This is a genomic window from Enterovibrio sp. QJM3NY_24 (assembly GCF_057786035.1).
The window spans coordinates 259,998-282,647 of the sequence record NZ_CM173519.1 but is presented as its reverse complement, the minus strand read 5'-3'; the positions used below and the strand labels follow the sequence as shown (position 1 = coordinate 282,647).

Sequence of the window (22,650 nt, the reverse complement as noted above, 5' to 3'; positions counted from 1 at the left end):
TTGGGAGGATTTTTTTAAAACAGAGACCCGCTATTTGGCAAAAGCAGGCCACACTGCATACAGTAAAGACGGAATTTCATACGGAGTGTTTTAACCAATGGATAGACTTGATGTACTCGCCAACGGACGGATAATGACACTTTGCGTGCCCCTCTTTGCCGCGTTTTTTTCTTGTATGACACTTGCCAGCGTCAACATCGAAATAGGTCTTCTACGACAGCCCGTCGATACCTCCACCGCCGCGCCGATCTACCTTAGAGAATCAGAGAATAACGGCGAGGCAGGAGCCACCTTGTCGATTGATGATGCCAATGGCACCGGCAAATTTTTGGGTCAAAAATACAGCCTGCGCACCGAAACCAACGCAGATAGTGACCAGTTAAATACCACTGCGAACCAGTGGTACCAAGACGGTGTGCGCTTTTTCCTGACCGACCTTGATACTCCCTCTCTTGTGACTTTGCGAAAGGCACTGCCGGACGATGCCGTGCTTCTCAACATCGGCAATCAAGACGATGCCTTGCGCACATCAACCTGCCTGCCGAACACCCTGCATACCGCCCTCAGTTACAGCATGCGCGCCGACGCCATTGCGCAATGGCTCAGAGTACGTCGACTCAATCGCGTGTTTTTGGTCTCGGGAATGTCGCCAGAAGACAACGCCTTTTTGGCGACAGTCAAACGCACACTGAATAAGTTCAACCACAAGGTGGTCGCAGAGAAAGTATGGAATTTTGATACCGACCTTCGCCGCACCGCGTCGGCTGAATTGCCTTTATTTACCCAAGCGAGCGATTACGACGTGGTGTGGGCTGTCGATGAAAACAACGTGTTTGGTCAGCATTTGCCTTATAACACTTGGTTACCTCGCCCTGTGGTTGGCACACACGGACTACGCGCCGACGGCTGGCATTACGTGATTGAGCAATGGGGCGCGGTTCAGCTGCAAAATCGCTTCAATGATTTGTTCGCCCGCACCATGAGCGCTAAAGATTATGCCGCGTGGGTCGCTGTGCGTTCAGTTAACGAGGCTGTCACCGCCTCCAACACGGCTAACGTAGCGACCTTACTGCCCTTTATGTTGGGCGAGCGCTTTCAGCTTGCCGCTTACAAAGGTCGCAAGCTCACCTATCGCTCATGGAATGGGCAGCTTCGCCAAACCGTGCCACTGTTTGACGATCAGGCTCTGATTGCTTCCGCGCCATTTGACGGTTTTCTGCACCCTCGCAACGAATTGGATTCTTTGGGCATTGATCGCGCGCAAAGCCAATGCCGCTTATACCCTTCACCCGATAACGCATAAGGACGTCACGTTATGACTCTGACTCGAACTCTGCTTGCTATGACGCTTGCCACCATGCTCGCAGCTCCAGCCTTCGCCAAGGAATTTGCCTACGTCGCCAATGAGAAAGACGACACCCTGAGTGTGATTGATATGGACACGATGGAAGTGGTCAACACCATCGCCGTCGGCGATCGCCCTCGAGGCATTGAACTCAGCAAGGACGGCACGCAGCTTTACATCTGCGCCAGTGAATCTGACACCGTACAAGTGCTCGATCTAGCGACCAACACCTTAGTGGGCGAATTACCATCAGGGGAAGATCCTGAATTGTTCGCCCTTCATCCAGATGGCAAACGCCTTTACATCGCCAATGAAGACGACGCTTTGATGACAGTGGTGGATATTCCAAGCGCCAGCGTGATCGCGCAAGTGGAAGTGGGTGTGGAGCCAGAAGGTGTCGCGGTCAGCCCGGACGGAAACACGGCGATCATCACTTCTGAAACCTCCAACATGGTTCACTGGATTGACACCAAAACCAACGCTATGGTGCACAACACTTTGGTCGATGCGCGTCCACGCTATGCGGAATTCAGCCCAGACGGCAAACAGCTTTGGGTCAGTGCAGAAATCGGCGGCACGGTATCGGTTATCGATACGGCGAGCAAAGAGATCATTAAGAAAATCAACTTTGCGCCTAAAGGCGTGCACAAAGACAAAGTGCAGCCCGTAGGCGTGCGCCTGACCGCTGATGGAAAAACAGCGTTTGTCGCATTAGGTCCGGCAAACCACGTGGCGGTAGTCAATACTGATACGTTGGAAGTCGAAGACTACTTGTTGGTAGGTCGCCGCGTGTGGCAAATGGCGTTTAACGGTGCTCAGGACCGACTGCTTGCCACCAATGGCGTCAGTGGTGATGTGTCGATCATCGACGTGCCAAACCGCAAGGTATTAAAAACCGTCAAAGTCGGCCGCTACCCTTGGGGTGTTGCAGTCAAAGAGGCGAACTAACCCATTCATGATAGATGTTAGCGAACTCACTTACCGTTATGGCGCGCGCCTTGCGCTAGACGATCTCACCCTGTCGCTCGGACAGGGTTTGCATATGTTGCTCGGGCCAAATGGCGCGGGTAAAAGCACCCTATTCTCGCTGCTTACCCAGCTCGCACCCTGCCAACATGGCGAGATTAAGCTACTGAATGAAACGCCTAGCCGACGCACCATGGCCAAGCTTGGCGTGGTGTTTCAGCAAAGCACGCTGGATATGGATTTAACCGTGGCGCAGAACCTCAGTTATTACGGGGCGCTGCATGGTTTCAGCCAATCACAAAGCATGAATAAAGCGGCGCCCTTGCTGGCGCACTTCTCGCTCACGGATCGGCTTCACGACAAAGTTCGTGCGTTAAACGGCGGGCATCGTCGGCGCACTGAATTAGTCCGCGCCTTAATGCACTCCCCTTCAGTATTGCTGCTGGATGAACCCACCAGCGGGCTTGATCCCAAAGCGCGTAGATCGTTATCGGATGCCGTGCGCGCCCTTTGCGAGCAGCAACCACTTTGTGTGCTGTGGGCAACCCATTTGATTGAAGAAGTGGATGACGATGACGATGTGCTGATCTTACACCGCGGCAAATTACAGGCACACAATAAAGCCAGCACCTTACGCAGCCTGCATCAACACCCCACACTGGCAAAAGTGTTTGCCGCACTCACCTCGGATGATGAAAACACGGAGGCCGCCCGATGACCTATTGGTACGCGTTTGTTGGGATTTGTTATCGAGAATGGCTGCGTTTTTTCTCTCAGCGGGCGCGTTTTGCCGCCAGCTTAGTGAGGCCGCTGCTGTGGCTTATTGTGTTTGCGGCAGGTTTTAGGGCAACGCTCGGCATCGCCATCATGGAGCCCTATTCCACTTACATCAATTACGAGGAATACATACTGCCGGGACTGTGCGCCATGATCTTGCTGTTCAACGGTATGCAAAGCTCACTGTCGATTGTGTATGACCGCGAAATGGGCAGCATCAAGGTGTTGCTGACCAGCCCCTTGCCTAGGCCGTTCTTGTTACTTTCAAAACAGATTGCGAGCGCATTGGTCAGCGTTTTACAGGTCGGCGTATTCTTGGTCATCGCAGCCCTTTATGACAGACCCCTTGAGCCGATGGGTTATATTCTGGCGATCCCTGCGCTTTTTCTCACTGCCCTCATGCTCAGTGCACTTGGGATTGTGATTGCCTCTCGCATCAAGCAATTGGAAAATTTTGCGGGGGTGATGAATTTTGTCATCTTCCCGATGTTTTTTCTCTCTTCCGCGCTCTACCCGCTTTGGAAGATGCAAGAAGCCAGCGTGTGGCTGTATGAGATTTGCCGCTTTAATCCCTTCACATTTGGCGTCGAGCTAATCCGTTTTGCACTGTATGAACAATTAAATGTCACCGCACTGCTGGTGGTTTTTGCCTGTACCTTGGTGTTTGTTATTCTTGCGGTTGCGGGCTTTCAGCCCACGCGAAATCAAGGAAAAGGCGGACGCTAGCTTCGTTTTTTTACTTGTTTCAGTTAACCGCTTTTCAGTAACCTTTCGCTCCTGCAGCAACCCTTTCAGCCACAACAACAGACATAAAAAAACCGCGCCAATGCGCGGTTTCGAAACTTGCATTGCTTGGAAGCAATTAGAAGTTCAGTTCAACGCCACCAAAGAAGCCGTCGTTCATGAACTTACCTGGGTTAGCGCCAAAGTAGTTGAAGTCGTAGTCTTGAACACGGTAACCCGCTTTAAAGTTCAGATCTGCCGCAACAAGACCCAGCGTGAACAATACGCCCGCTTCCGCATCAACCGTGCTGGTTTCATCGTAGCTACCAAAGCTGAATGTACCGAACAGAGACACTGGCGTTGCTGGAATACCCAGACGCACATCACTGTAAACAGCGGGTTGCCACTCATCGAACTGATGAACACCAAAGTTACCTTCAAATTTCTGTAGGTTCAGACCGATATCGAAAGAAATCAGGTCATTGTCCAGAATTTCATAGTAAGCGATCAAATCGTACTGAGTAAAAGCAACACTCTGTGTGTTAACGCCTTGAGAGCTCACATCGGTGTAACGAATTTTTGCGTTAGGTACCAATGGGATGAAGTGTTCAAAGGCGACGTAGTAAGAGCCCTGTACGTTAGTATCATCAGCACGAACATCGTTGATTTTCGCATCGGCGTACCAAGCATCTACACCCGCTTTAGCGCCCAAAAGCACCGCTGATTGCGCAGGCAGAGAAACGGTTGCTGCTACGGCTAACGCAGCAAGAGAAAGGTTTAATTTTTTCATTGAAAGGACTCCGCCTTACATTTTTCAGTTTATGGTTTGCGAGGACTATAGCAAAACTGACACAAAAATTCCGCACAAACTGTCGGAATTTTATGCGGAATCATCAATATAAATCTGGACACCAAGAGCGACTATCCCTCTTGTCGTCGTACTTTTAGTAACGACGTGCTCGTTCGCGACGACGTGAACGCTTGTGGTAATAATCACGGGCATTTTTAGCGGTTTTATCACGTCCTTTTAGCAACCAAATAATCACCGCTATCACGATAATCCATGGCAACATTTTAAACACTAAGCCAATCATGCCCGCCAGTGCCATCACGATAAAGCCCACGACCATGGCTGCTATTACGCCAATAAAACTAATGCCAGTGGCTAACAATGCAATTGTGAACCCCACCAGAAATAGAAACTCAATCATCAGACTCTCCTCGAGTACACAGTGTCACTTCCAATTATCTTCTGGTATTGCACGAAGCAGGCCAACTTTACTAACTGTTTAAAATCATATAGATAATAAAAAAGCGTAACGATTAACTCGCTACGCTTTCCTATTTATTGGTAAATCACACCAACTCTTGCGGTATTTTTAACCAATGCCTTGCTCGTTGAATTTAAACATTCAACTCAGCTGGGATTTTCGCCAATGCCGCTTCAAGCACTTCAATGCCAGAACCCGGCTTATGCGCATTTTCGCTGATATAACGACGCCATTGACGAGCGCCAGGCATGTTTTGGAATATACCCAGCATGTGGCGACTAATGTGATTCAGATGAGCGCCTTTGCTCAACTGCTCTTCAATGTAAGGGAACATGGCTTTCACCGCGTCACTTCGCTTGATGATCGGCGCATTGCTACCGAACAGGCGTTGATCGACTTCTGCCATCATGTAAGGGCTTTGGTAAGCCTCGCGGCCAATCATCACGCCGTCCATGAATTGCAAATGCTCTTCTGCTTCTTCGAGAGATTTGATACCGCCATTAATGGCCATCGTCAGATGCGGAAAGTCTTTCTTAAGCTGATAAACACGCGGGTAATCCAGCGGTGGGATTTCACGGTTTTCTTTCGGGCTTAAACCAGAAAGCCACGCCTTACGGGCATGAATCGTGAAGTTGTCACAGCCTGACTTCTCGTGAACTGTGCGCACGAAATCGACCAAAAATTCGTAGCTGTCTTGGTCATCAATACCGATACGCGTTTTCACCGTAACCGGAATACCCACCACCTCTTTCATGGCTGAAACGCACTGCGCCACCAGCTCGGCTTCACCCATCAAACACGCACCGAAACGACCGTTTTGCACACGATCAGACGGGCAACCCACGTTCAAGTTAATTTCGTCATAGCCACGTTCAACCGCCAGCTTGGCACAGGTCGCGAGATCGACAGGGTTAGAACCGCCCAATTGCAAAGACACCGGATGCTCTTCGTCATTAAACAGCAAAAAATCGCCTTTACCGTGAATGATTGCACCTGTGGTGATCATCTCGGTATACAGCAGCGCGTTCTTAGAAAGAATGCGGTGGAAGTAGCGACAATGGCGGTCTGTCCAATCCAGCATCGGAGCGACGGAGAAACGGGCTGACGGGTAAGACACACCCTCAGACGTAACGCCTGATTGTGGATTTTGGATGTCAGTAGCTTCATTAAGCATGGATCGACCTCGTTGCACTCTGTAACGCGAAAGTGCTGCCAAAAGCAGCACCTAGATAAAGTGAGCGGATTCTACCTCAAAGTGTGAACTGGACCAAATAGCTGGCGATCAGAATATGTACATTTTCCGTAATAAATAGGCAGAGAGAGGCTGGCTGCACTCTTTGCCTTATCCAGTTTCACTCTATGTATCAACTACAATGTCTCAAAGGCGAACCACGGTCACGGCCTTACGAGTACGTGTTTTGTTTGCTGTGATAGAATATCCATCTCAACCTGATTTTTGAGATCTTATGGCCAATCATTCACAACTCATAGCCCGAGCTCAGTCGTTGTGTGAACAACGGGGCGTGCGTATGACCACGCAACGGGAACGAGTGTATGACATCATTATTCAGAGCAAGCGCGCTATAACCGCGTATGACCTGCTTGATGTGTTAAGAGAAATTGAACCACAGGCCAAGCCACCCACTGTCTATAGAGCGCTCGATTTTTTGCTTTCTCAGGGGTTTGTGCACAAAGTTGAATCAACTAACTGCTTTATTGCTTGCTGTCTGCCCGGTCATGAGCAACATTGCTCTCAACTGTTGATTTGCGATTCGTGTGGCACGGTAGAAGAGTGTCATGCGGATGCCTTGTCTAACGCCCTTCAAAAAAAGGCGAATCAGGTTGGTTTTACAGTGAGTCATCACGTTGTTGAAACACATGGAATATGCCACGCATGCCAGCTGGCAACACATAAAATGCAGTAGGACGGTGAACAACTATTATGCGCGCTGAATTTGTAAACCCATTTTTGTCTTCATTGGTGAATGTGCTGACCACAATGGCGCAGCTAGAAATCACACCAAGGAAGCCGCAGCTTAAGAAAACAGAGATCGCAAAAGGTGATGTGTCTGGTTTGATCGGCATGGTTGGCGATAAGACCAAAGGATCGCTTTCTGTCACGTTTGAAGAAGAGCTCGCGCTGGAAATCATGAACCGCATGTTGGGTGAACGCCCAACGTCTATAGATGCCGATGTAACGGATATGGTCGGCGAAATCACCAATATGGTGACGGGCGGTGCGAAGCGCATTCTGGCTGAAAAAGGCTTCGATTTTGAAATGGCGACGCCAATTGTGGTATCAGGGAAAGATCATACCATCACCCACAAAAGCGATGGTCAGATTATTCTTATGCCGTTTGATTCTGAATTTGGTCGTGCATACATCGAGATCTGCTTCGATTAATCATGTATTCCAAATAAAAACGCCGCAATTGCGGCGTTTTTTAATTTCAATCAATGCGTTACATTACACGCGCCACTGTTTAAACGTGTTAATCAAGCCATTGGTTGAACTGTCGTGGCTGGCCACGTTTTGCTGGTCTGCCAACTCTGGCAAGATTTGATTCGCCAGTTGTTTACCGAGTTCTACACCCCACTGATCGAAGCTGAAGATGTTCCAGATAACACCTTGTGCGAAGATCTTGTGCTCATACATGGCAATCAACGCACCCAGTGTGCGAGGGGTAATTTGCTTAACCAGAATCGAGTTGGTTGGGCGATTACCTTCAAACACCTTGAACGGTACAAGCTCAGCCACTTCTTCAGCTGACTTACCGGCAGCTAAAAACTCGGCTTCCACTTGCTGACGCGTTTTGCCAAACGCTAGCGCTTCCGTTTGTGCAAAGAAGTTTGCCATCAGTTTAGGGTGATGGTCGCTCAACGGGTTGTGGCTAATCGCAGGGGCGATAAAATCACATGGAATGATTTTAGTGCCTTGGTGGATCAACTGATAAAACGCGTGTTGACCATTTGTACCTGGCTCACCCCAAATGATAGGGCCCGTTTGATAGTCAACAGGAAGGCCACTGCGGTCGGTGTATTTGCCGTTAGATTCCATGTTGCCTTGCTGGAAGTAAGCGGCAAAACGGTGCAGGTATTGATCGTATGGCAGAATGGCTTCTGACTCTGCGCCGTAAAAATTGTTGTACCACACACCAATCAACGCTAGTAGCACCGGAAGGTTCTGCGACAACGGGGCTTGCTGGAAATGGTTATCCATGTCGTGCGCACCCGCCAACAACTCAATAAAGTTGTCATAGCCAACAGACAGACAAATCGACAGTCCGATCGCTGACCACAAAGAGTAACGACCGCCAACCCAATCCCAGAACTCAAACATGTTGTCGGTGTCGATACCAAACTCAGCAACCGATTTTGCATTGGTAGACAGTGCGGCGAAATGCTTCGCGACGTGTGCTTGATCTTCCGCTGTTGCAAGGAACCAGTCTCGCGCCGACAGGGCGTTGGTCATGGTTTCTTGGGTGGTAAACGTTTTCGATGCGACCAAGAACAGCGTGGTTTCTGGATCAAGGTTTTTCAACGTTTCGGCAATGTGAGTACCATCTACGTTGGAAACAAAGTGCAGGTTCAGGCGCGTTTTGTATGATGCTAGCGCTTCACTGACCATGTATGGACCAAGATCAGAACCACCGATACCGATGTTCACGACGTCGGTAATTTCTTTGCCTGTGTAACCTTTCCACTCACCACTGATCAGACGCTCAGAGAAAGCTTTCATCTTCTCAAGCACAGCATTCACGTGTGGCATGACGTCTTCGCCATCTACCATCACTGGCGTGTTGCTGCGGTTTCTCAGAGCTGTATGCAATACGGCGCGATCTTCCGTTTGGTTGATTTTATCGCCGCGGAACATGGCACTAATGGCATCTTTCAGCTCGGTTTCATCAGCCAGCGCGAACAATTTATCCAACGTCTGCTCACTGATCAGGTTTTTTGAATAATCGAGCAGAATATCGTTACCGAAACGCACGGAGAACTTATCAAAACGATGCGGATCGTTGGCAAAGAGCTTAGTGAGGGTCAAATCCTGCGCATCTTCAAAATGGGCGGTCAGCGCTTTCCACGCGGCCGTTTGCGTCGGATTAATGGACTTCAACATAGTTATTGTTCCTTATAGACAGAGTCGGTTCTGGTGGGCACTGTCATCCCACATTATTCTAGGCAGACCACACTTCATCATGTCATCGCCAAAGTGGTGTAATGTTACGATCTACTTTGTACCCATGCTAGGTCATTACACAGTTTTACGCGGATATCTTTTTATTGCGATTCGTTAAACGATACCATGTTGACATGATTACATTGCAGCCGTTTTGCGTTAAGTCAGTGATTGATGTATCCCTAAAGAATGGTTCATTACCCGTGAAGGCCAACTTTACCTATTAATCTGAAGAAAGGTGTGTGAAATGTGGACTCAAAAAACAATTCATCTGAAAGCAAAGCATCGCGGGTTTCATTTAATTACTGATGAAATCAAACAACAAATTCCAGAATTACGCGATCTACGTGTTGGGCTAGTTCACCTGTTTATTCAACACACTTCTGCCAGTTTAACGCTCAACGAGAATGCTGATCCAACCGTGCGCAACGACATGGAAGCGCATTTCAACCACTTCGTTCCAGAGCGCGCATCTTACTATCAGCATACTTATGAAGGTGATGATGACATGCCTGCACACATCAAGAGTTCATTGTTAGGCTCAAGCGTGTCGATTCCCCTTTCAAATGGCCGAATGGCGCTGGGGACATGGCAGGGCATTTATCTGGGAGAACATCGAGACCACGGCGGTTCTCGACAAGTCGTGGTGACAATTCAAGGGGAGTAAGAATAGAAGTGTATAACGAGATGCGATCTTCCTTTCCTGAAGTGACACACGGGTAAGCCATTCTTTACTCATGCTTTAAGTTGATCACTTACCATTAAATCATTATTTTCCCACCATATTTCCCAAAAAGTCTTATGAAGACTTACCTAAAACCATCAAAAAACCACATGTCTCATTATTGAGCCATTAATTGTTTACACAATTAAATAGACTTCATTCTTCGATAACGTGCCGCAAACGTAAGCGACATGAACAAAGCCCGCCCACATGACCTGGTCAAACATGGATGATGGGTTAGCCCATTTATAACGGATTCTAGGTACATTAATAATGACAAAGACACTTCTTACTACTGCAATTCTTGCGGGGTCCCTCATCTCAGCTCAAGCAATGGCGAATTGTGCTGGCAACGTCTATTCAATGAATGCTGGACGCGGACATGTGGGGCTACTGCTTGACGTTCAAGAAGCAAAACAGATGTCGTCTGACTATTTCTCCGATGCGGGCGACCGAGTGGAGTATCACTCCCGTGCGCTGTTCAGCACACCGAGCATGGCATATGACCAGGTATCAGATCGTCTTTATTACGTCAGCACGCCACAGCCAACCTCATATCACGTTGAAGTACCAGCAACTGATGTCACGACTGAAGAACTCCAGAACCTAGATTTACACGCCAAAACCATTGACGCTTATCAACTGGCTTACATGGACCCAGCAACGGGCGAACATGTCGCGGGTCCAACGGTGACAAAACAGATTCTGCGTATGGCTTTTGCCCCAAGTACTGGAGAATTGTTTGCTTCCGATTCGCAAACCATCTTTAAAGTAGATCCAACCACCGGTGACATCACCCACATTGCTAACTTCAGTAATGAATTAAAATTTGGCGGCTTTAGTAGCTGGGGGGATTTTGTCTTCCAAAATGGTGAGCTATTGTTCGTCACAAATGGTCGTACATATTCAATCAATACCGCCTCAGGCGCTCAGACGTTTAAAGCCTTCCACTTTATTGACTTCGTTGCTGCAGCAACGTTGGATCAAAATGGCCAAATGCTTGTTGCTGCCAAAAACCAGAACATCTCGGGTAACGTGAACAGCAACCACCTGTACCGCATCAAACCATCTACAGGTGAGAGAAAGCTGGTTGGTTTGTTCCCTAACCGCATTAGTGCCATGGCGACGGTGACGTCTGAAGATCACACCTGTTATGAAAAAACAGAATTCGCGAGTGATTTAACCCCCGAAGTCACGGGTATCACATTAGCGTCAGAGTCAGTGAATGAAGGTTCAACGGCCTACTTCACCGTCAATTTTGACAAAGCTACTAACGATGCAAACACCACTCTGCGCGCTGCACTTAAAGATGGCACTGCAAACTTGAACAGCGATTACGAAAATACCGTTGAACTGCTGTTCTCTGATAACTCAACGGGCTCTGCAACCATTTCATCGACGTTGACTGAAATCAGTTTGCCGCAAGGCGTAACATCAGTGCGTATTGGCGTGCCAACAGTTAATGACGCTACGCACGAAAGCAATGAGAACTTCTCGTTGGATGCTTGGGTTTCCACCGACAAGAGCGATCTGACATCAGCCAGTGTCACTGTCGTTGACAATGACCCTGCTGAAGTTGGCATTCGAGGGTGTAGCAATGGTGGCTGGACGTCAGCAACGAATTCACTGACTTGGTGTTCTGAGAACGACACAGTCACTTGGATTGGTGATTACCATAACTCGACGCACAGTTCGCGTTTTGAAGGAACCATTGATGGCTTGTCTATTGGTTCAGCGAGCACACTGAACTATAAAATTCTGTCCACACAAGATATCGGTGGCCTATCACGATTTACCGTGGAGATGGATTACGGTAACGGGTGGGTGACTGTAGGTAACTACCGTTCAAGGGTTTACTCACGTCCAACGACGGTTTCCTATACCTATGACTTTACTCCGGGATCAACACAGGCCAAGTACCGACTTACATGGAACATCACCTCTGATCGTCCAGATGGCGGTGACGATATTTCAATCGGTCTAGAAAACGTTACTTGGTAATAGAAACTGGACATATAAATAGCCAAAGCCATGCTTTGGCTATTTTTTTGCCTTTAAAACGGCTGGTTAATCATCACACGAAACAGCCCTTCTTCGCTGCCCCACGCCATTTCAGTGCGCACCACAATGCCTTCTACTTGAAAACGCATCGCTGCACCCGCACTCCATTTCATGTCGCGATGAAGCTCAGCTAGATCGTACTCATCAGCCACTCGCCCTGCTTCCGCAAACAGCACCCATTGCCACCAAGGCACGTCGTACCAATCAAACACAGGAACTTCATCTAACGGCTGCCATTCAGGGGTCACACGGTATTCAACGCTATAGCTAAGGGCTGAGCGACCTGCAAACCGACCGGTTTGAAAACTACGTAAGCGATATAAACCACCGAGCCTTGCGCTAGCAAATTCAGGTGGGCGATGGAATTCGGTCTGCCCATCAATCTCTGTCGTGCTGTTCCAACTAGGCGTATCGGAGGTATAGACGTTCAATGCAAACACTTGCTGTTTCGCCATGTCTTCCCAGTTGCCAAGGCTCCAATACCAACTTTGGCTTGCTGCCCACTTCCACCAACTGGCTCGGTTATCACTCCCCGGATCGGCCGTCACAATCAACTCACTCAGGCTCCCTTCAGTTGGGCTGTTGGTATTGTCACGGTTATCCCAGCGATAACGGGTTTCAAGTCCCCAAACTTCATCGGCATCGGAGAAATCACTCGGCGCGTCAACACCCTCACCGGTTAAAGTCTGCGCTTGGTAAAACGGGCGAAACTCAATGGACGAGACTCCGCTGTTCCACGGTGCATTGCCGTCAACAGCTCGCCTTGGTGACAACGTAGCACGAATTGGCTGCTGATCGCCCGCCCCCCAGGGCAAAATGTAGCGAAATGCAACATGGTGCTGCGCATCACGACTGTCTGCAGTTAAACGGTCATCAAACGAAGAATTGTTGGATGCAGCTTCCCCAAGGAAATAGTCAAATTGTTTAAAATCACCTTCATAAAACTGGCCGCTAATGAGCCAGCGACTGTCTGGCGAAAACGTATAGTTATTGGCTGCAATAAAGCCCATCCATGTACTTTTACTGGTACCTAGACCCGCCGCAAACAAGGATGCTTGCGGCTGACCCGCTTGCTTCCAAAGCCCTGCCATGCCCGCAGAAAATCCCATCGCTTCGGTGGAAAAAGCAAAGGGCACCATTTCAATATCTAACGGTTCTGACGCTAAAGCACTGTCGTGCTCAGACGCTTCTGAGGCAAAGGCACTCAGTGGTAAGCATAAAAAAGCCGCAACCCAAGTTGCGGCTTTAGAAAAGGGTAATTTCAAGAGAACCTACAGTGTATTTATGTGTAAATAATATCGACGCGTGAGGTCAGGTTTGTCACCAGCTCATATCCAATAGTGCCAACGTGATGAGCCACTTCTTCAACAGGCAGGCCTTCGCCCCATAAGATGACTTCATCGCCAACGCGATCGGTGGCATCGGGGCCCAGGTCAATCGTCAGCATGTCCATTGATACGCGACCAACGAGTGGTACGCGACGACCGTTAACCAACAAAGGTGTGCCATCAGGGGCAACGCGCGGATAACCGTCACCATATCCTATAGCAACAACACCTAGCTTGGTATCACGTGGGGTAACCCAGCGACCGCCATAACCGATTGCATCGCCTTTTTTAGCGCTACGCACGGCGATAAGGCTTGATGTCATGGTCATTGCTGGCTGTAAGCCAAAATCGGCACCAGTGCGCTCTGACACGGGGGAAACCCCGTAAAGGCTTATCCCTGGGCGAACAAAGTCAAAATGGCTAGTTGGCCACATTAGGGTACCCGATGATGCCGCCAATGACTTGAACCCAGACTGACTGGCAGTCAAAGAGGTGAACACATCAATTTGTTGCTGCGTAAGAGGATGCTCAGGCTCGTCAGCACGACCAAAGTGGCTGATAAAATGCAGCGGTTTGGCCACATTCGGACACGCATTCAAACGTTCGATAAAATCGCTGACATCGTCAGGATGAACGCCGAGGCGATGCATACCGGTATCGATTTTCAGCCACACCGTGACCGGATGCGCTAAGGTCGCGTGTTCAAAAGCAAGTAACTGCTCTTCGCCGTGCACCACTGTTTGTAAGTTATGGGCGACAACAGCAGGTAAATCATCCGCAGAGTAGAAGCCTTCAAGCAATAAAATAGGCTTAAGCACGCCTCCGGCGCGAAGCTTCAACGCTTCATCTAAACGCGCAACACCAAAACCATCCGCCTGCAACGCCAGCGCGTTGGCGACAGGTAACAAGCCATGGCCGTAGCCATTGGCTTTAATGGCTGCCCACGTACAACTGTTGGGCGCCATGGCACGTATAACATCAATATTATGGGTAAGTGCTGCTGTGCGGATTATCGCGGTTGCCGCTTTCATCATGCCTCGCGGTTACTCTTCATCAAACGCAGGACCTGCGTAGTTATCAAAGCGAGAATATTGCCCTTGGAAGGTCAATCGAACAGAACCGATTGGGCCATTACGTTGTTTACCGAGAATGATTTCGGCAACACCTTTCAGTGGGCTTTCTGGGTTATAAACCTCATCACGATAGATGAACATAATAAGGTCAGCATCCTGCTCGATGGCGCCTGATTCACGCAAGTCGGAGTTAATAGGACGCTTGTCGGCACGTTGCTCCAACGAGCGGTTAAGCTGTGACAGGGCAACAACGGGCACGTTCAATTCTTTTGCCAACGCTTTTAACGAGCGGCTGATTTCAGAGATCTCCAGGGTACGGTTATCTTGCATACCTGGCACACGCATCAACTGAAGGTAATCGACCATGATCATCGATAGACCGCCGTGCTCACGCGCGACACGACGAGCACGTGAGCGCACATCCGTCGGCGTTAGGCCTGAACTGTCATCGATGTACATGTTTTTCTTCTGCATCAGAATCCCCATGGTGGAGGAAATCCTCGCCCAGTCTTCATCATCCAACTGTCCGGTACGGATTTTGGTCTGATCGACACGGGAAAGCGATGCAAGCATACGCATCATCAGCTGTTCGGCGGGCATCTCTAGAGAGAAAATCAGTACAGGCTTATCCTGATCCATCGCAGCGTTTTCACACAAGTTCATCGCAAAAGTGGTTTTACCCATCGACGGACGCGCTGCAACGATAATCAGATCAGAACCTTGGAGACCTGCAGTTTTCTTGTTGAGGTCAGAAAAACCGGTCGATACGCCTGTCACACCATCTTGCGGGCTCTTGAACAGAACCTCGATACGTTCGAGTGTTCTAGATAGCACACTGTCGATATTTTGCGGGCCTTCATTTGCTGAGGTACGATCTTCAGCAATCGCAAACACCTTGCTTTCTGCCATGTCGAGCAAATCAGCTGACGAACGACCTTCTGGCTCATAGCCGGCATCGGCAATTTCATTTGCCACGCTAATAAGGTTACGCACCATAGCGCGCTCACGTACGATGTCAGCGTAAGCGACAATGTTTGCAGCACTCGGGGTGTTTTTCGCCAGCTCCGCAAGGTAAGCAAATCCACCCACATCTTCAAGCTGGTTGTGTTTTTCCAGATGCTCAGAAAGTGTGATGAGGTCAAGCGGCTGCCCTGCATCCAGCAATTGCTTGGTGCCATCAAAAATCAGGCGATGAGGACGGCTGTAAAAATCAGAGGCAACCACTTTTTCTGCCACGCCGTCCCAACGCTCGTTATCGAGCATCAAGCCACCGATCACAGACTGCTCCGCTTCCAACGAATGCGGTGGCATTTTCAGGGCGTCTACCTGATAGTCCCTGGGTTTCTTTGAATTAAATTGCTTGCTGCGTTGCTCTGCCATATCACTTAGTACCTTGTCATTACGCTGGTCATTATATCCGAATCCCTTTCCGACGCACGACCAAGTGCAAAGACAAATTATTTTGCTGTCTATTTAACGTCTTGCTGACGCAATGAAGGGATATTCATATAAAATACCATCCCAAGTTTTGTAATGGTAACCCATATGGCGTCAGCGCTGTTGAAACCGTCTCTGTTTTGTTTGGTTGCATTGCCTCTATGCGCAGAAGCAAGTATCCCCGAACGCTGGCAATCAGAGGTTGAGTTAGGTTTTCAGTCTCTTTCTGGCAACTCAGACTCCATGACGCTTAACAGCCGCTTGGGTGTGAGTTTCACTGATGGTCCTTATCGACATATGTCGGAAGCTAAATTCTTGCTGGTTGAAAAAGACGGCGAGGAAGACAAACATAAAAGTGAATTTGAAAGCCAAGCCAACTACAAATTTGACCCCAAACGCTACGTGCTGGGCAACGTCAGTTTCATTGACGATAAATACGGCCCGTATTATCAAGATTTGACGCTCGCAACAGGTATGGGTTATCAGGCCATTTGGCGGGAAGACCTATCTTTATTGCTCGAAATTGGCCCCGGCTACCGCTATCAAAGCCCGAACCTTGATGAGATTGATGATGATGACCTCGTCATGCCCTATGACGTGCAAGAATTTATTGTCAGGGGACAGGCAGAGCTTACGTGGCAATTGAATGAAACAGCGCTGTTTGAAGGGCGGATCACCACTATCGCAGGTCCAAGCAACTCGAGTATAGAAGCTCGTGCATCCCTCTCTACCAGCCTAATAGACGATTTAGCCGTTAAGATATCGACGACGCAAAAATATATCGACCGTGTACCACCTGGGCTAAAAAATCGCGATTCAATTTTTACAGTGAATATGGTTTATCGGTTTTAGGCACTGGAGACACGAATAACTGAAACGGTGCCTTCATCGCTTTGCTCTTACTCAACACTTGTATCTTTTCTTTCTTGTTACTTATCTTCAGGCACAAAAAAACCGGCCAATGGCCGGTTTTTTCAAAGCTACTTGTTTCTGATATTACTCAGCAACAACTGTAACTTTAACAGTAGCGAATACTTCTGAGTGCAGTTGCATGCTCACTTCATATTCACCAGTGTTACGTAGCGCACCTTCTGGCAGGCGAACTTCGCTCTTCGTTACAGCAACACCAGCTGCAGAAACTGCATCTGCGATGTCACGAGTACCGATAGAACCGAATAGTTTACCTTCGTCACCAGACTTAGATGCGATAACAACCGCTTCTAGTGCTTCAACTTGTTCAGCACGTGCTTGCGCAGCAGCTAGAACTTCAGCAACTTTTGCTTCCAAATCTGCACGACGAGCTTCGAAATGCTCAACGTTAGATTTAGTTGCCATTACTGCCTTTCCTTTAGGGATAAGGAAGTTGCGAGCGTAACCAGACTTAACTGTTACCTGATCACCTAGGCCACCCAGGTTAGCGATTTTATCAAGCAGAATAACTTGCATTATCTATTCCTCTATTAACTTGGACAGTGCCGATTACTGATGTTTGTCAGTGTACGGCAGCAGAGCCAGGTAACGTGAACGCTTGATAGCGCGTGCCAGCTGACGCTGGTACTTAGCACGGGTACCAGTGATACGGCTAGGTACAATTTTACCAGCTTCGGTGATGTAGTTTTTCAGAGTCGCTACGTCTTTGTAATCGATCTCTTGTACGCCTTCTGCAGTAAAACGGCAGAATTTACGACGACGGAAGAAACGTGCCATGGGCTAATCTCCTGATCTAAATGTCTATAATGTCATCGGCATGTAACACTAATTTACCCGCGCCATTACGGCTGGTCTGGTAAGCGAGAAACCCACTCACCTTAATGTTACTGCCTAAAGCTAAGTGCTGTGTTTTGCTTTGAGACCCTTGCCCGCTTATTACTACCGGTAACCGGCAGTAGACTTGCCTTGGCAACGCAGCTTCCTGTTGTTCCGAACGATGCTCAAGCACAAAGTGACAATGAGGTATTCCGGCAGGACTCTGCTTTCGAATTGGGCCATTGGTGATAACACCGGAAAGCACCATTCGATTGGTCATCAATTCAAATTACTCAGCTGCTGCTTCGCCTTCAGCTGGTGCAAAATCTGCACGTTCGCCACGATCTTCACGATCGTCACGACGAGGCGCGCGCTCTTCTTTAGCCTTCATCATTACAGATGGCTCAGTGATAGCGCCTTTGGTACGCATGACCATGTTACGGATCACAGCGTCGTTGAAGCGGAACGCAGTTTCCAGCTCATCAACAACAGCTTGGTCAGCTTCAACGTTCATAAGAACGTAGTGAGCTTTGTGCAGTTTGTTGATTGGGTAAGCCAGTTGACGACGACCCCAGTCTTCTAGACGGTGGATCTGACCACCTGACTCTTTGATAGAACCAGTGTAACGCTCGATCATGCCAGCAACTTGCTCGCTTTGATCAGGGTGCACCATGAATACGATTTCGTAATGACGCATAGGTTGCTCCTTACGGATTATTCAGCTTCCAGTGTTGGCCCAGTCGTCCAAAGGAAGCAAGGAACGAAAGTAAAAGACCGGGAATTTGGAGGCAGAATAGTATAGAGAATCGGCAAATGAAGCAAGGGAAATATGTTGGCGCACGCACAGTGCGGTTGGTAATAAATGGGTGCAGTTGGCAATAAAGATGTACACCGCGTGTTCTGGCGTAGGGGGAAACCATGAGGCATAAAAAAGGGTGAAGTTATCACTTCACCCTTTTCTGTTATTGCTTGTGTTATTGCGACGTTACCATCACCAAAGCTGCGTGCGTTAAGCGCGTAGAAGCCAAGCCCATAGGCTAAACTTCTTCTGCTATCTTGTTAACCGCGACGCTGGCGCACGGCTTCAAACAGGCAAATACCGGTCGCAACCGAGACGTTCAAACTCGACACGCTGCCGCCCATTGGGATGCTGATCAACTCATCGCAGGTTTCACGCGTTAGACGACGCATGCCATCACCTTCTGCGCCCATGACGATCGCCAATGGACCAGTCATTTTGCTTTGATAGATATCATGCGTGGCTTCGCCAGCCGTCCCTACAAACCAAACGCCTTTTTCTTGCAACGCACGCATCGTGCGCGCCAAGTTGGTGACACGAACCAATGGCACAACTTCCGCTGCGCCAACGGCCACTTTACGTGCAATTGCACTTAGCGGCGCTGAACGGTCTTTCGGTACGATGATCGCACACGCACCCGCTGCATCTGCATTACGCAGACATGCACCCAAGTTATGTGGGTCAGTCACGCCGTCCAACACTAACAGCAATGGGTTTTCTTTACCGTCGAGAATAAGATCGAGATCGTTCTCGTTGTACTGACGCCCTTGCTTAACACGAGCAATCAACCCCTGATGCGACGCGCCGTCAGCTTTGTCATCCAGCGCCTTGCGTCCCATTTCCTGTGTAGTAATGCCAAGCTCAGCCAGTTCCTTCAGCACGGGCAGTAAACGATCGTCTTCACGACCTTTTAGAACATAAACTTCGATAAAGCGTGCTGGGTCGGATGCCAACACGGCTTTGACGGCATGAATGCCATAAATCATTTCATTGCTCATGGGTTACTTCTTTTGATTGCCTGCTTTTTCGGGTTTGCTTCGTTGCGCTTTTTTCTTGCGCACCTTCTGAGTCTTGCTCTTTTTCTTCGCTGGAGTACCGTCAGTCGTTTTACCTGCGGAAGGCTCCTTGCTTGCAGAGGATCCTTTGCGACGAGGCTTTCCTTTTCTCTTTCCTTTCCCTTCAGACGCTTTTTCGTCGCCTGCAGCCTTAGGAATAGCGCCACGTTTTAGTTGCTGGCGGACAGAGCTGCGCTCTTTGCTTTCTTCCGGGTTTTTCCCTGATTCAGCACTGCCTTTCTTGGCTTTGTCTCGCGATGTTTTACCTGCGCCACGCGGTTTGCGTGTCACGCCATCCAGTCCAAAGTCGATCATTCTTTCGTCAAGGTTAACGGATAATACTTTGACCGTCACTTGATCGCCGAGTTGGAATACGCGGCCTGAACTTTCACCCACCAGTTTTTGATGGACCATGTCGTAGTTGTAGTAATCATTATCAAGGTTTGAGATATGCACCAAACCATCGATATGCAGTTCGTTCAGACGCACGAAGAAACCAAAACCGGTGACATTTGCCACTGTGCCTTGCATCACTTCGCCCACATGGTCTTGCATGTATTCGCATTTCAGCCAATCAGACACATCTCGGGTTGCATCATCAGCACGGCGCTCTGTCATCGAGCACTGCTCACCCATGCTGTCCATTTCATCCACAGAGTAGTGATAGCCACCGGTTGGCGTCCAGCGATCGTGCTCATTCCCTTCTTGCTTCGCAATGAGGTATTTGATCGCTCGGTGCAACAGCAAATCTGGATAACGACGAATTGGCGATGTGAAGTGCGCATACTGCTTAAGTGCCAAACCGAAGTGGCCAGCATTATCCGCCTGATACACAGCTTGCTTCATCGAACGCAGTAACATGGTCTGGATAAGCTCCTTATCCGGACGACTGCTAATGATGTGCGCCAATTGGGCGTAATCGGTCGGCGACGGTTCAAGGCCTCCTTCCAGCGACAAGCCCATCTCTCTCAGGAAGTCTTTAAAGCCTGTCAGGCGCTCTTCTGCCGGCGCTTCATGCACGCGATACAGCGCAGGCTCTTTGTGCTTCTCAACAAATCGTGCTGAGGCGATGTTAGCCAAGATCATGCACTCTTCAATGATCTTGTGCGCGTCATTACGCTCTACCGGTACGATGCGCTCAATCTTACGCATCGCATTGAAAATAAATTTAGTTTCAATCGTTTCAAACTCAATCGCGCCACGCTGTTCACGCGCACCTTTCAACACTTTGTACATGTTGTTGAGTTCTTCAAGGTGAGGAACCAGCTTAGTGTATCGCTCGCGCAGCTCTTCATCACCATCCAGCATCTGCGCCACTTTGGTGTAAGTCAGGCGAGCGTGGGAATTCATCACCGCTTCATAGTGTTTGAAGCCGGACAATTTGCCCGTTTCAGAGATGGTCATCTCACACACCATGCACAAGCGATCGACTTGTGGGTTGAGCGAGCAAAGACCATTCGACAACACTTCCGGCAGCATTGGGATCACTTGCGATGGGAAGTACACCGAGTTGCCGCGCTTAATTGCTTCTTTGTCGAGCGCTGAATCTGAGCGCACGTAATAACTGACATCGGCAATGGCAACCCAAAGACGCCAGCCACCGGAGCGTTTTTTCTCACAGTAAACCGCATCATCGAAGTCTCGTGCATCTTCGCCATCAATGGTAACAAGCGGTAAGTCACGAAGGTCGACACGGCCTTTTTTGGCCTCTTCCGGCACGACTTCCGTGAAATCTTTTACTTGTTTCTCGACGTCTTGCGGCCATTCATTAGGAATGTCGTGAGTACGCAGGGCAATTTCTATTTCCATGCCCGGCGCCATATTTTCACCAAGGACTTCAACAATGCGACCCATGGCGTTTTGTTGACGAGTCGCACGTTGGAAAATATCCACCACAACAACGTTACCCATGCGAGCGCCTTTGCGATCTTCTTTAGGGATAATGATGTCTTGGCTTAAGCGTGAGTCATCAGGCACAACGAACGCATTGCCATCTTCCAAGAAGAAACGACCGACAATTTGTCCCTTTCTTTCTTCAAGTACACGTACAACCCGCGCTTCTTTGCGACCACGTTTGTCTGTGCCCGCCGGTTGCACAAGAATGAAATCACCGTGCATGACGCTTTTCATTTGATGATGCGGTAATAGCCAATCATCACGATTGCCTTTGCCTTCAGGGCGCAGGAAACCAAAGCCATCGCGATGGCCTATTACGGTGCCTTTCACTAAATCGAGTCGCTCTGGCAGCGCGTAGCACTGACGGCGGGTAAAAATCAGCTGACCATCACGCTCCATGGCGCGAAGGCGGCGGCGAAGGCCTTCATATTCTTCTTCACTTTTCAGGCCCAGCACTTCAAACAGCTGATCTCTATTGACGGGTGTGGTGAAACCTTTGATGACTTCAAGCAGGTGTTCGCGGCTTGGTACTGGGTTATCGTAGTTTTTTGCTTCACGACCCAAAAAAGGATCGTTGCTGTGTAGGTGTTTGTCCTGAGACATATAGGATTCCCGTTAGCGACACTTGTCTTCAAGTATATCGCTTAAAATAAAAGAAAATGGGTAGCCCGGCTGGATTGCCAGAAAAATCTGACAGATCGTCTCAAATACTGTTTTTTATGCCGGACGAACTGGGATAAGGAGGCGGTGAAGGTCGTCGTTGCCTGACACCATGTCATGAAGTGTGTGTTTGTCCATTTCGGCAAGAAAAGCGTCTAACGCATTCGCGATGGCACTTTTCAGGCGACAGGCAGGGGTAATATGGCAATTATCTGTGCCACAGTTGACAACTTGCAATGGCTCTAAGGCTCTGATCACATCGCCGACTACAATAGACGTTGCAGGCTTACCAAGTCGGATCCCACCGTTCTTTCCGCGCACGGCTTCCACATAGCCAACCTGACTCATACGGTGGATTATCTTCACCATATGATGACGGGACACCCCATACTTCTCAGTGACCACGGTAATGCTGGTCAGCTCTCCAGGAGGCAGCATAGCCAGATACATTAGCGCCCTGAGGCCATAATCTGTAAAACTGGTTAATTGCACGTTTTCAAATCTCCTTGCGCGCATTGTACATCGAACTGATTCAAAAGGCGCGCGTGTGCTCAGTTTCTTTTATCGCCACTCTTCGCTTCAATCTCTTGCTCTAAGTCGGTCACACTT

At 49.0% G+C, this 22,650-nt stretch carries 23 protein-coding genes; 9 read left to right on the top strand and 14 right to left on the bottom strand.

Going from position 1 to position 22,650, the window contains the following annotated elements; translation table 11 throughout:
- Nucleotides 1–133 precede the first annotated feature (133 nt).
- From AC3CIC_RS01320 to AC3CIC_RS01305, 4 genes are read left to right on the top strand one after another with little or no spacing between them, the layout of a single operon-like run.
- On the top strand, nucleotides 134–1,303 hold the full coding sequence (locus AC3CIC_RS01320; protein WP_488515858.1) for an ABC transporter substrate-binding protein: 1,170 nt from the start codon (nucleotides 134–136) through the stop codon (nucleotides 1,301–1,303).
- 12 nt (nucleotides 1,304–1,315) lie between these two features.
- Nucleotides 1,316–2,293, top strand: coding sequence for a YVTN family beta-propeller repeat protein (locus AC3CIC_RS01315; protein ID WP_016959085.1), 978 nt, complete (start codon nucleotides 1,316–1,318; stop codon nucleotides 2,291–2,293).
- A gap of 7 nt (nucleotides 2,294–2,300) precedes the next feature.
- Nucleotides 2,301–3,029: an ATP-binding cassette domain-containing protein gene (locus AC3CIC_RS01310; protein ID WP_488515155.1), complete on the top strand. Its 729-nt coding sequence runs from the start codon at nucleotides 2,301–2,303 to the stop codon at nucleotides 3,027–3,029.
- A complete protein-coding gene (locus AC3CIC_RS01305; RefSeq protein ID WP_017005267.1) occupies nucleotides 3,026–3,814 on the top strand; it encodes an ABC transporter permease in 789 nt (262 codons plus the stop codon). The genes AC3CIC_RS01310 and AC3CIC_RS01305 overlap by 4 nt, the downstream gene beginning before the upstream one ends.
- Before the next feature lie 136 nt (nucleotides 3,815–3,950).
- On the opposite strand, the gene AC3CIC_RS01300 is transcribed toward AC3CIC_RS01305, so the two are convergent.
- The 3 genes from AC3CIC_RS01300 to dusA all read right to left on the bottom strand — a co-directional run bounded on the left by AC3CIC_RS01300 (nucleotide 3,951) and on the right by dusA (nucleotide 6,256).
- A complete protein-coding gene (locus AC3CIC_RS01300; protein WP_488515154.1) occupies nucleotides 3,951–4,601 on the bottom strand; it encodes a TIGR04219 family outer membrane beta-barrel protein in 651 nt (216 codons plus the stop codon).
- A gap of 154 nt (nucleotides 4,602–4,755) precedes the next feature.
- The gene (pspG, locus tag AC3CIC_RS01295; RefSeq protein ID WP_488515153.1) at nucleotides 4,756–5,022 is read right to left on the bottom strand and encodes an envelope stress response protein PspG; all 267 of its coding nucleotides are present in this window, start codon (nucleotides 5,020–5,022) and stop codon (nucleotides 4,756–4,758) included.
- A 193-nt stretch (nucleotides 5,023–5,215) separates the two neighbouring features.
- Nucleotides 5,216–6,256 carry a tRNA dihydrouridine(20/20a) synthase DusA gene (gene dusA / locus AC3CIC_RS01290; protein ID WP_488515152.1) on the bottom strand — a complete coding sequence of 347 codons (1,041 nt, stop codon included), beginning with the start codon at nucleotides 6,254–6,256 and terminating at the stop codon, nucleotides 5,216–5,218.
- A gap of 292 nt (nucleotides 6,257–6,548) precedes the next feature.
- Here dusA and zur point away from each other — a divergent pair, with 292 nt between their 5' ends.
- Both zur and AC3CIC_RS01280 read left to right on the top strand, forming a co-directional pair.
- Entirely contained in the window at nucleotides 6,549–7,007 is a 459-nt protein-coding gene (gene zur, locus AC3CIC_RS01285) for a zinc uptake transcriptional repressor Zur (protein WP_488515151.1), read from the top strand.
- Between the two features lie 17 nt (nucleotides 7,008–7,024).
- Entirely contained in the window at nucleotides 7,025–7,486 is a 462-nt protein-coding gene (locus AC3CIC_RS01280; protein WP_488515150.1) for a chemotaxis protein CheX, read from the top strand.
- 63 nt (nucleotides 7,487–7,549) lie between these two features.
- Here the strand turns inward: AC3CIC_RS01280 and pgi are convergent, their stop codons facing one another.
- Complete coding sequence (gene pgi, locus AC3CIC_RS01275) at nucleotides 7,550–9,202, bottom strand: glucose-6-phosphate isomerase (protein WP_488515149.1); 1,653 nt, start codon at nucleotides 9,200–9,202, stop codon at nucleotides 7,550–7,552.
- Between the two features lie 307 nt (nucleotides 9,203–9,509).
- Here pgi and AC3CIC_RS01270 point away from each other — a divergent pair, with 307 nt between their 5' ends.
- Nucleotides 9,510–9,929: a secondary thiamine-phosphate synthase enzyme YjbQ gene (locus AC3CIC_RS01270; RefSeq protein ID WP_488515148.1), complete on the top strand. Its 420-nt coding sequence runs from the start codon at nucleotides 9,510–9,512 to the stop codon at nucleotides 9,927–9,929.
- 330 nt (nucleotides 9,930–10,259) lie between these two features.
- On the top strand, nucleotides 10,260–11,987 hold the full coding sequence (locus AC3CIC_RS01265; protein ID WP_488515147.1) for an NHL repeat-containing protein: 1,728 nt from the start codon (nucleotides 10,260–10,262) through the stop codon (nucleotides 11,985–11,987).
- Between the two features lie 53 nt (nucleotides 11,988–12,040).
- Here AC3CIC_RS01265 and AC3CIC_RS01260 read toward each other — a convergent pair whose 3' ends face one another.
- Genes AC3CIC_RS01260 through AC3CIC_RS01250 form a run of 3 tightly spaced genes read right to left on the bottom strand, consistent with a single transcriptional unit; the run spans nucleotide 12,041 to nucleotide 15,828 of the window.
- On the bottom strand, nucleotides 12,041–13,312 hold the full coding sequence (locus AC3CIC_RS01260; protein ID WP_488515146.1) for a BamA/TamA family outer membrane protein: 1,272 nt from the start codon (nucleotides 13,310–13,312) through the stop codon (nucleotides 12,041–12,043).
- A 17-nt stretch (nucleotides 13,313–13,329) separates the two neighbouring features.
- A complete protein-coding gene (alr, locus tag AC3CIC_RS01255; RefSeq protein ID WP_488515857.1) occupies nucleotides 13,330–14,406 on the bottom strand; it encodes an alanine racemase in 1,077 nt (358 codons plus the stop codon).
- Nucleotides 14,407–14,418: 12 nt separating this feature from the next.
- Complete coding sequence (locus tag AC3CIC_RS01250; RefSeq protein WP_016959098.1) at nucleotides 14,419–15,828, bottom strand: replicative DNA helicase; 1,410 nt, start codon at nucleotides 15,826–15,828, stop codon at nucleotides 14,419–14,421.
- A gap of 165 nt (nucleotides 15,829–15,993) precedes the next feature.
- Between AC3CIC_RS01250 and AC3CIC_RS01245 the strand changes: the two genes are divergently transcribed.
- Complete coding sequence (locus tag AC3CIC_RS01245) at nucleotides 15,994–16,737, top strand: DUF481 domain-containing protein (RefSeq protein ID WP_488515145.1); 744 nt, start codon at nucleotides 15,994–15,996, stop codon at nucleotides 16,735–16,737.
- Between the two features lie 144 nt (nucleotides 16,738–16,881).
- Here the strand turns inward: AC3CIC_RS01245 and rplI are convergent, their stop codons facing one another.
- The 7 genes from rplI to nsrR form a co-directional block, all read right to left on the bottom strand.
- Nucleotides 16,882–17,331 carry a 50S ribosomal protein L9 gene (gene rplI, locus AC3CIC_RS01240; RefSeq protein ID WP_016959100.1) on the bottom strand — a complete coding sequence of 150 codons (450 nt, stop codon included), beginning with the start codon at nucleotides 17,329–17,331 and terminating at the stop codon, nucleotides 16,882–16,884.
- 33 nt (nucleotides 17,332–17,364) lie between these two features.
- On the bottom strand, nucleotides 17,365–17,592 hold the full coding sequence (gene rpsR / locus AC3CIC_RS01235) for a 30S ribosomal protein S18 (protein ID WP_002539422.1): 228 nt from the start codon (nucleotides 17,590–17,592) through the stop codon (nucleotides 17,365–17,367).
- Nucleotides 17,593–17,608: 16 nt separating this feature from the next.
- Nucleotides 17,609–17,911: a primosomal replication protein N gene (gene priB / locus AC3CIC_RS01230; RefSeq protein ID WP_016959101.1), complete on the bottom strand. Its 303-nt coding sequence runs from the start codon at nucleotides 17,909–17,911 to the stop codon at nucleotides 17,609–17,611.
- 9 nt (nucleotides 17,912–17,920) lie between these two features.
- Nucleotides 17,921–18,328: a 30S ribosomal protein S6 gene (rpsF, locus tag AC3CIC_RS01225; protein WP_016959102.1), complete on the bottom strand. Its 408-nt coding sequence runs from the start codon at nucleotides 18,326–18,328 to the stop codon at nucleotides 17,921–17,923.
- Nucleotides 18,329–18,690: 362 nt separating this feature from the next.
- On the bottom strand, nucleotides 18,691–19,428 hold the full coding sequence (gene rlmB, locus AC3CIC_RS01220; RefSeq protein ID WP_016959103.1) for a 23S rRNA (guanosine(2251)-2'-O)-methyltransferase RlmB: 738 nt from the start codon (nucleotides 19,426–19,428) through the stop codon (nucleotides 18,691–18,693).
- Between the two features lie 3 nt (nucleotides 19,429–19,431).
- Complete coding sequence (gene rnr, locus AC3CIC_RS01215; RefSeq protein WP_488515144.1) at nucleotides 19,432–21,984, bottom strand: ribonuclease R; 2,553 nt, start codon at nucleotides 21,982–21,984, stop codon at nucleotides 19,432–19,434.
- Between the two features lie 114 nt (nucleotides 21,985–22,098).
- Entirely contained in the window at nucleotides 22,099–22,533 is a 435-nt protein-coding gene (gene nsrR, locus AC3CIC_RS01210) for a nitric oxide-sensing transcriptional repressor NsrR (protein ID WP_016959105.1), read from the bottom strand.
- Nucleotides 22,534–22,650 lie beyond the last annotated feature (117 nt).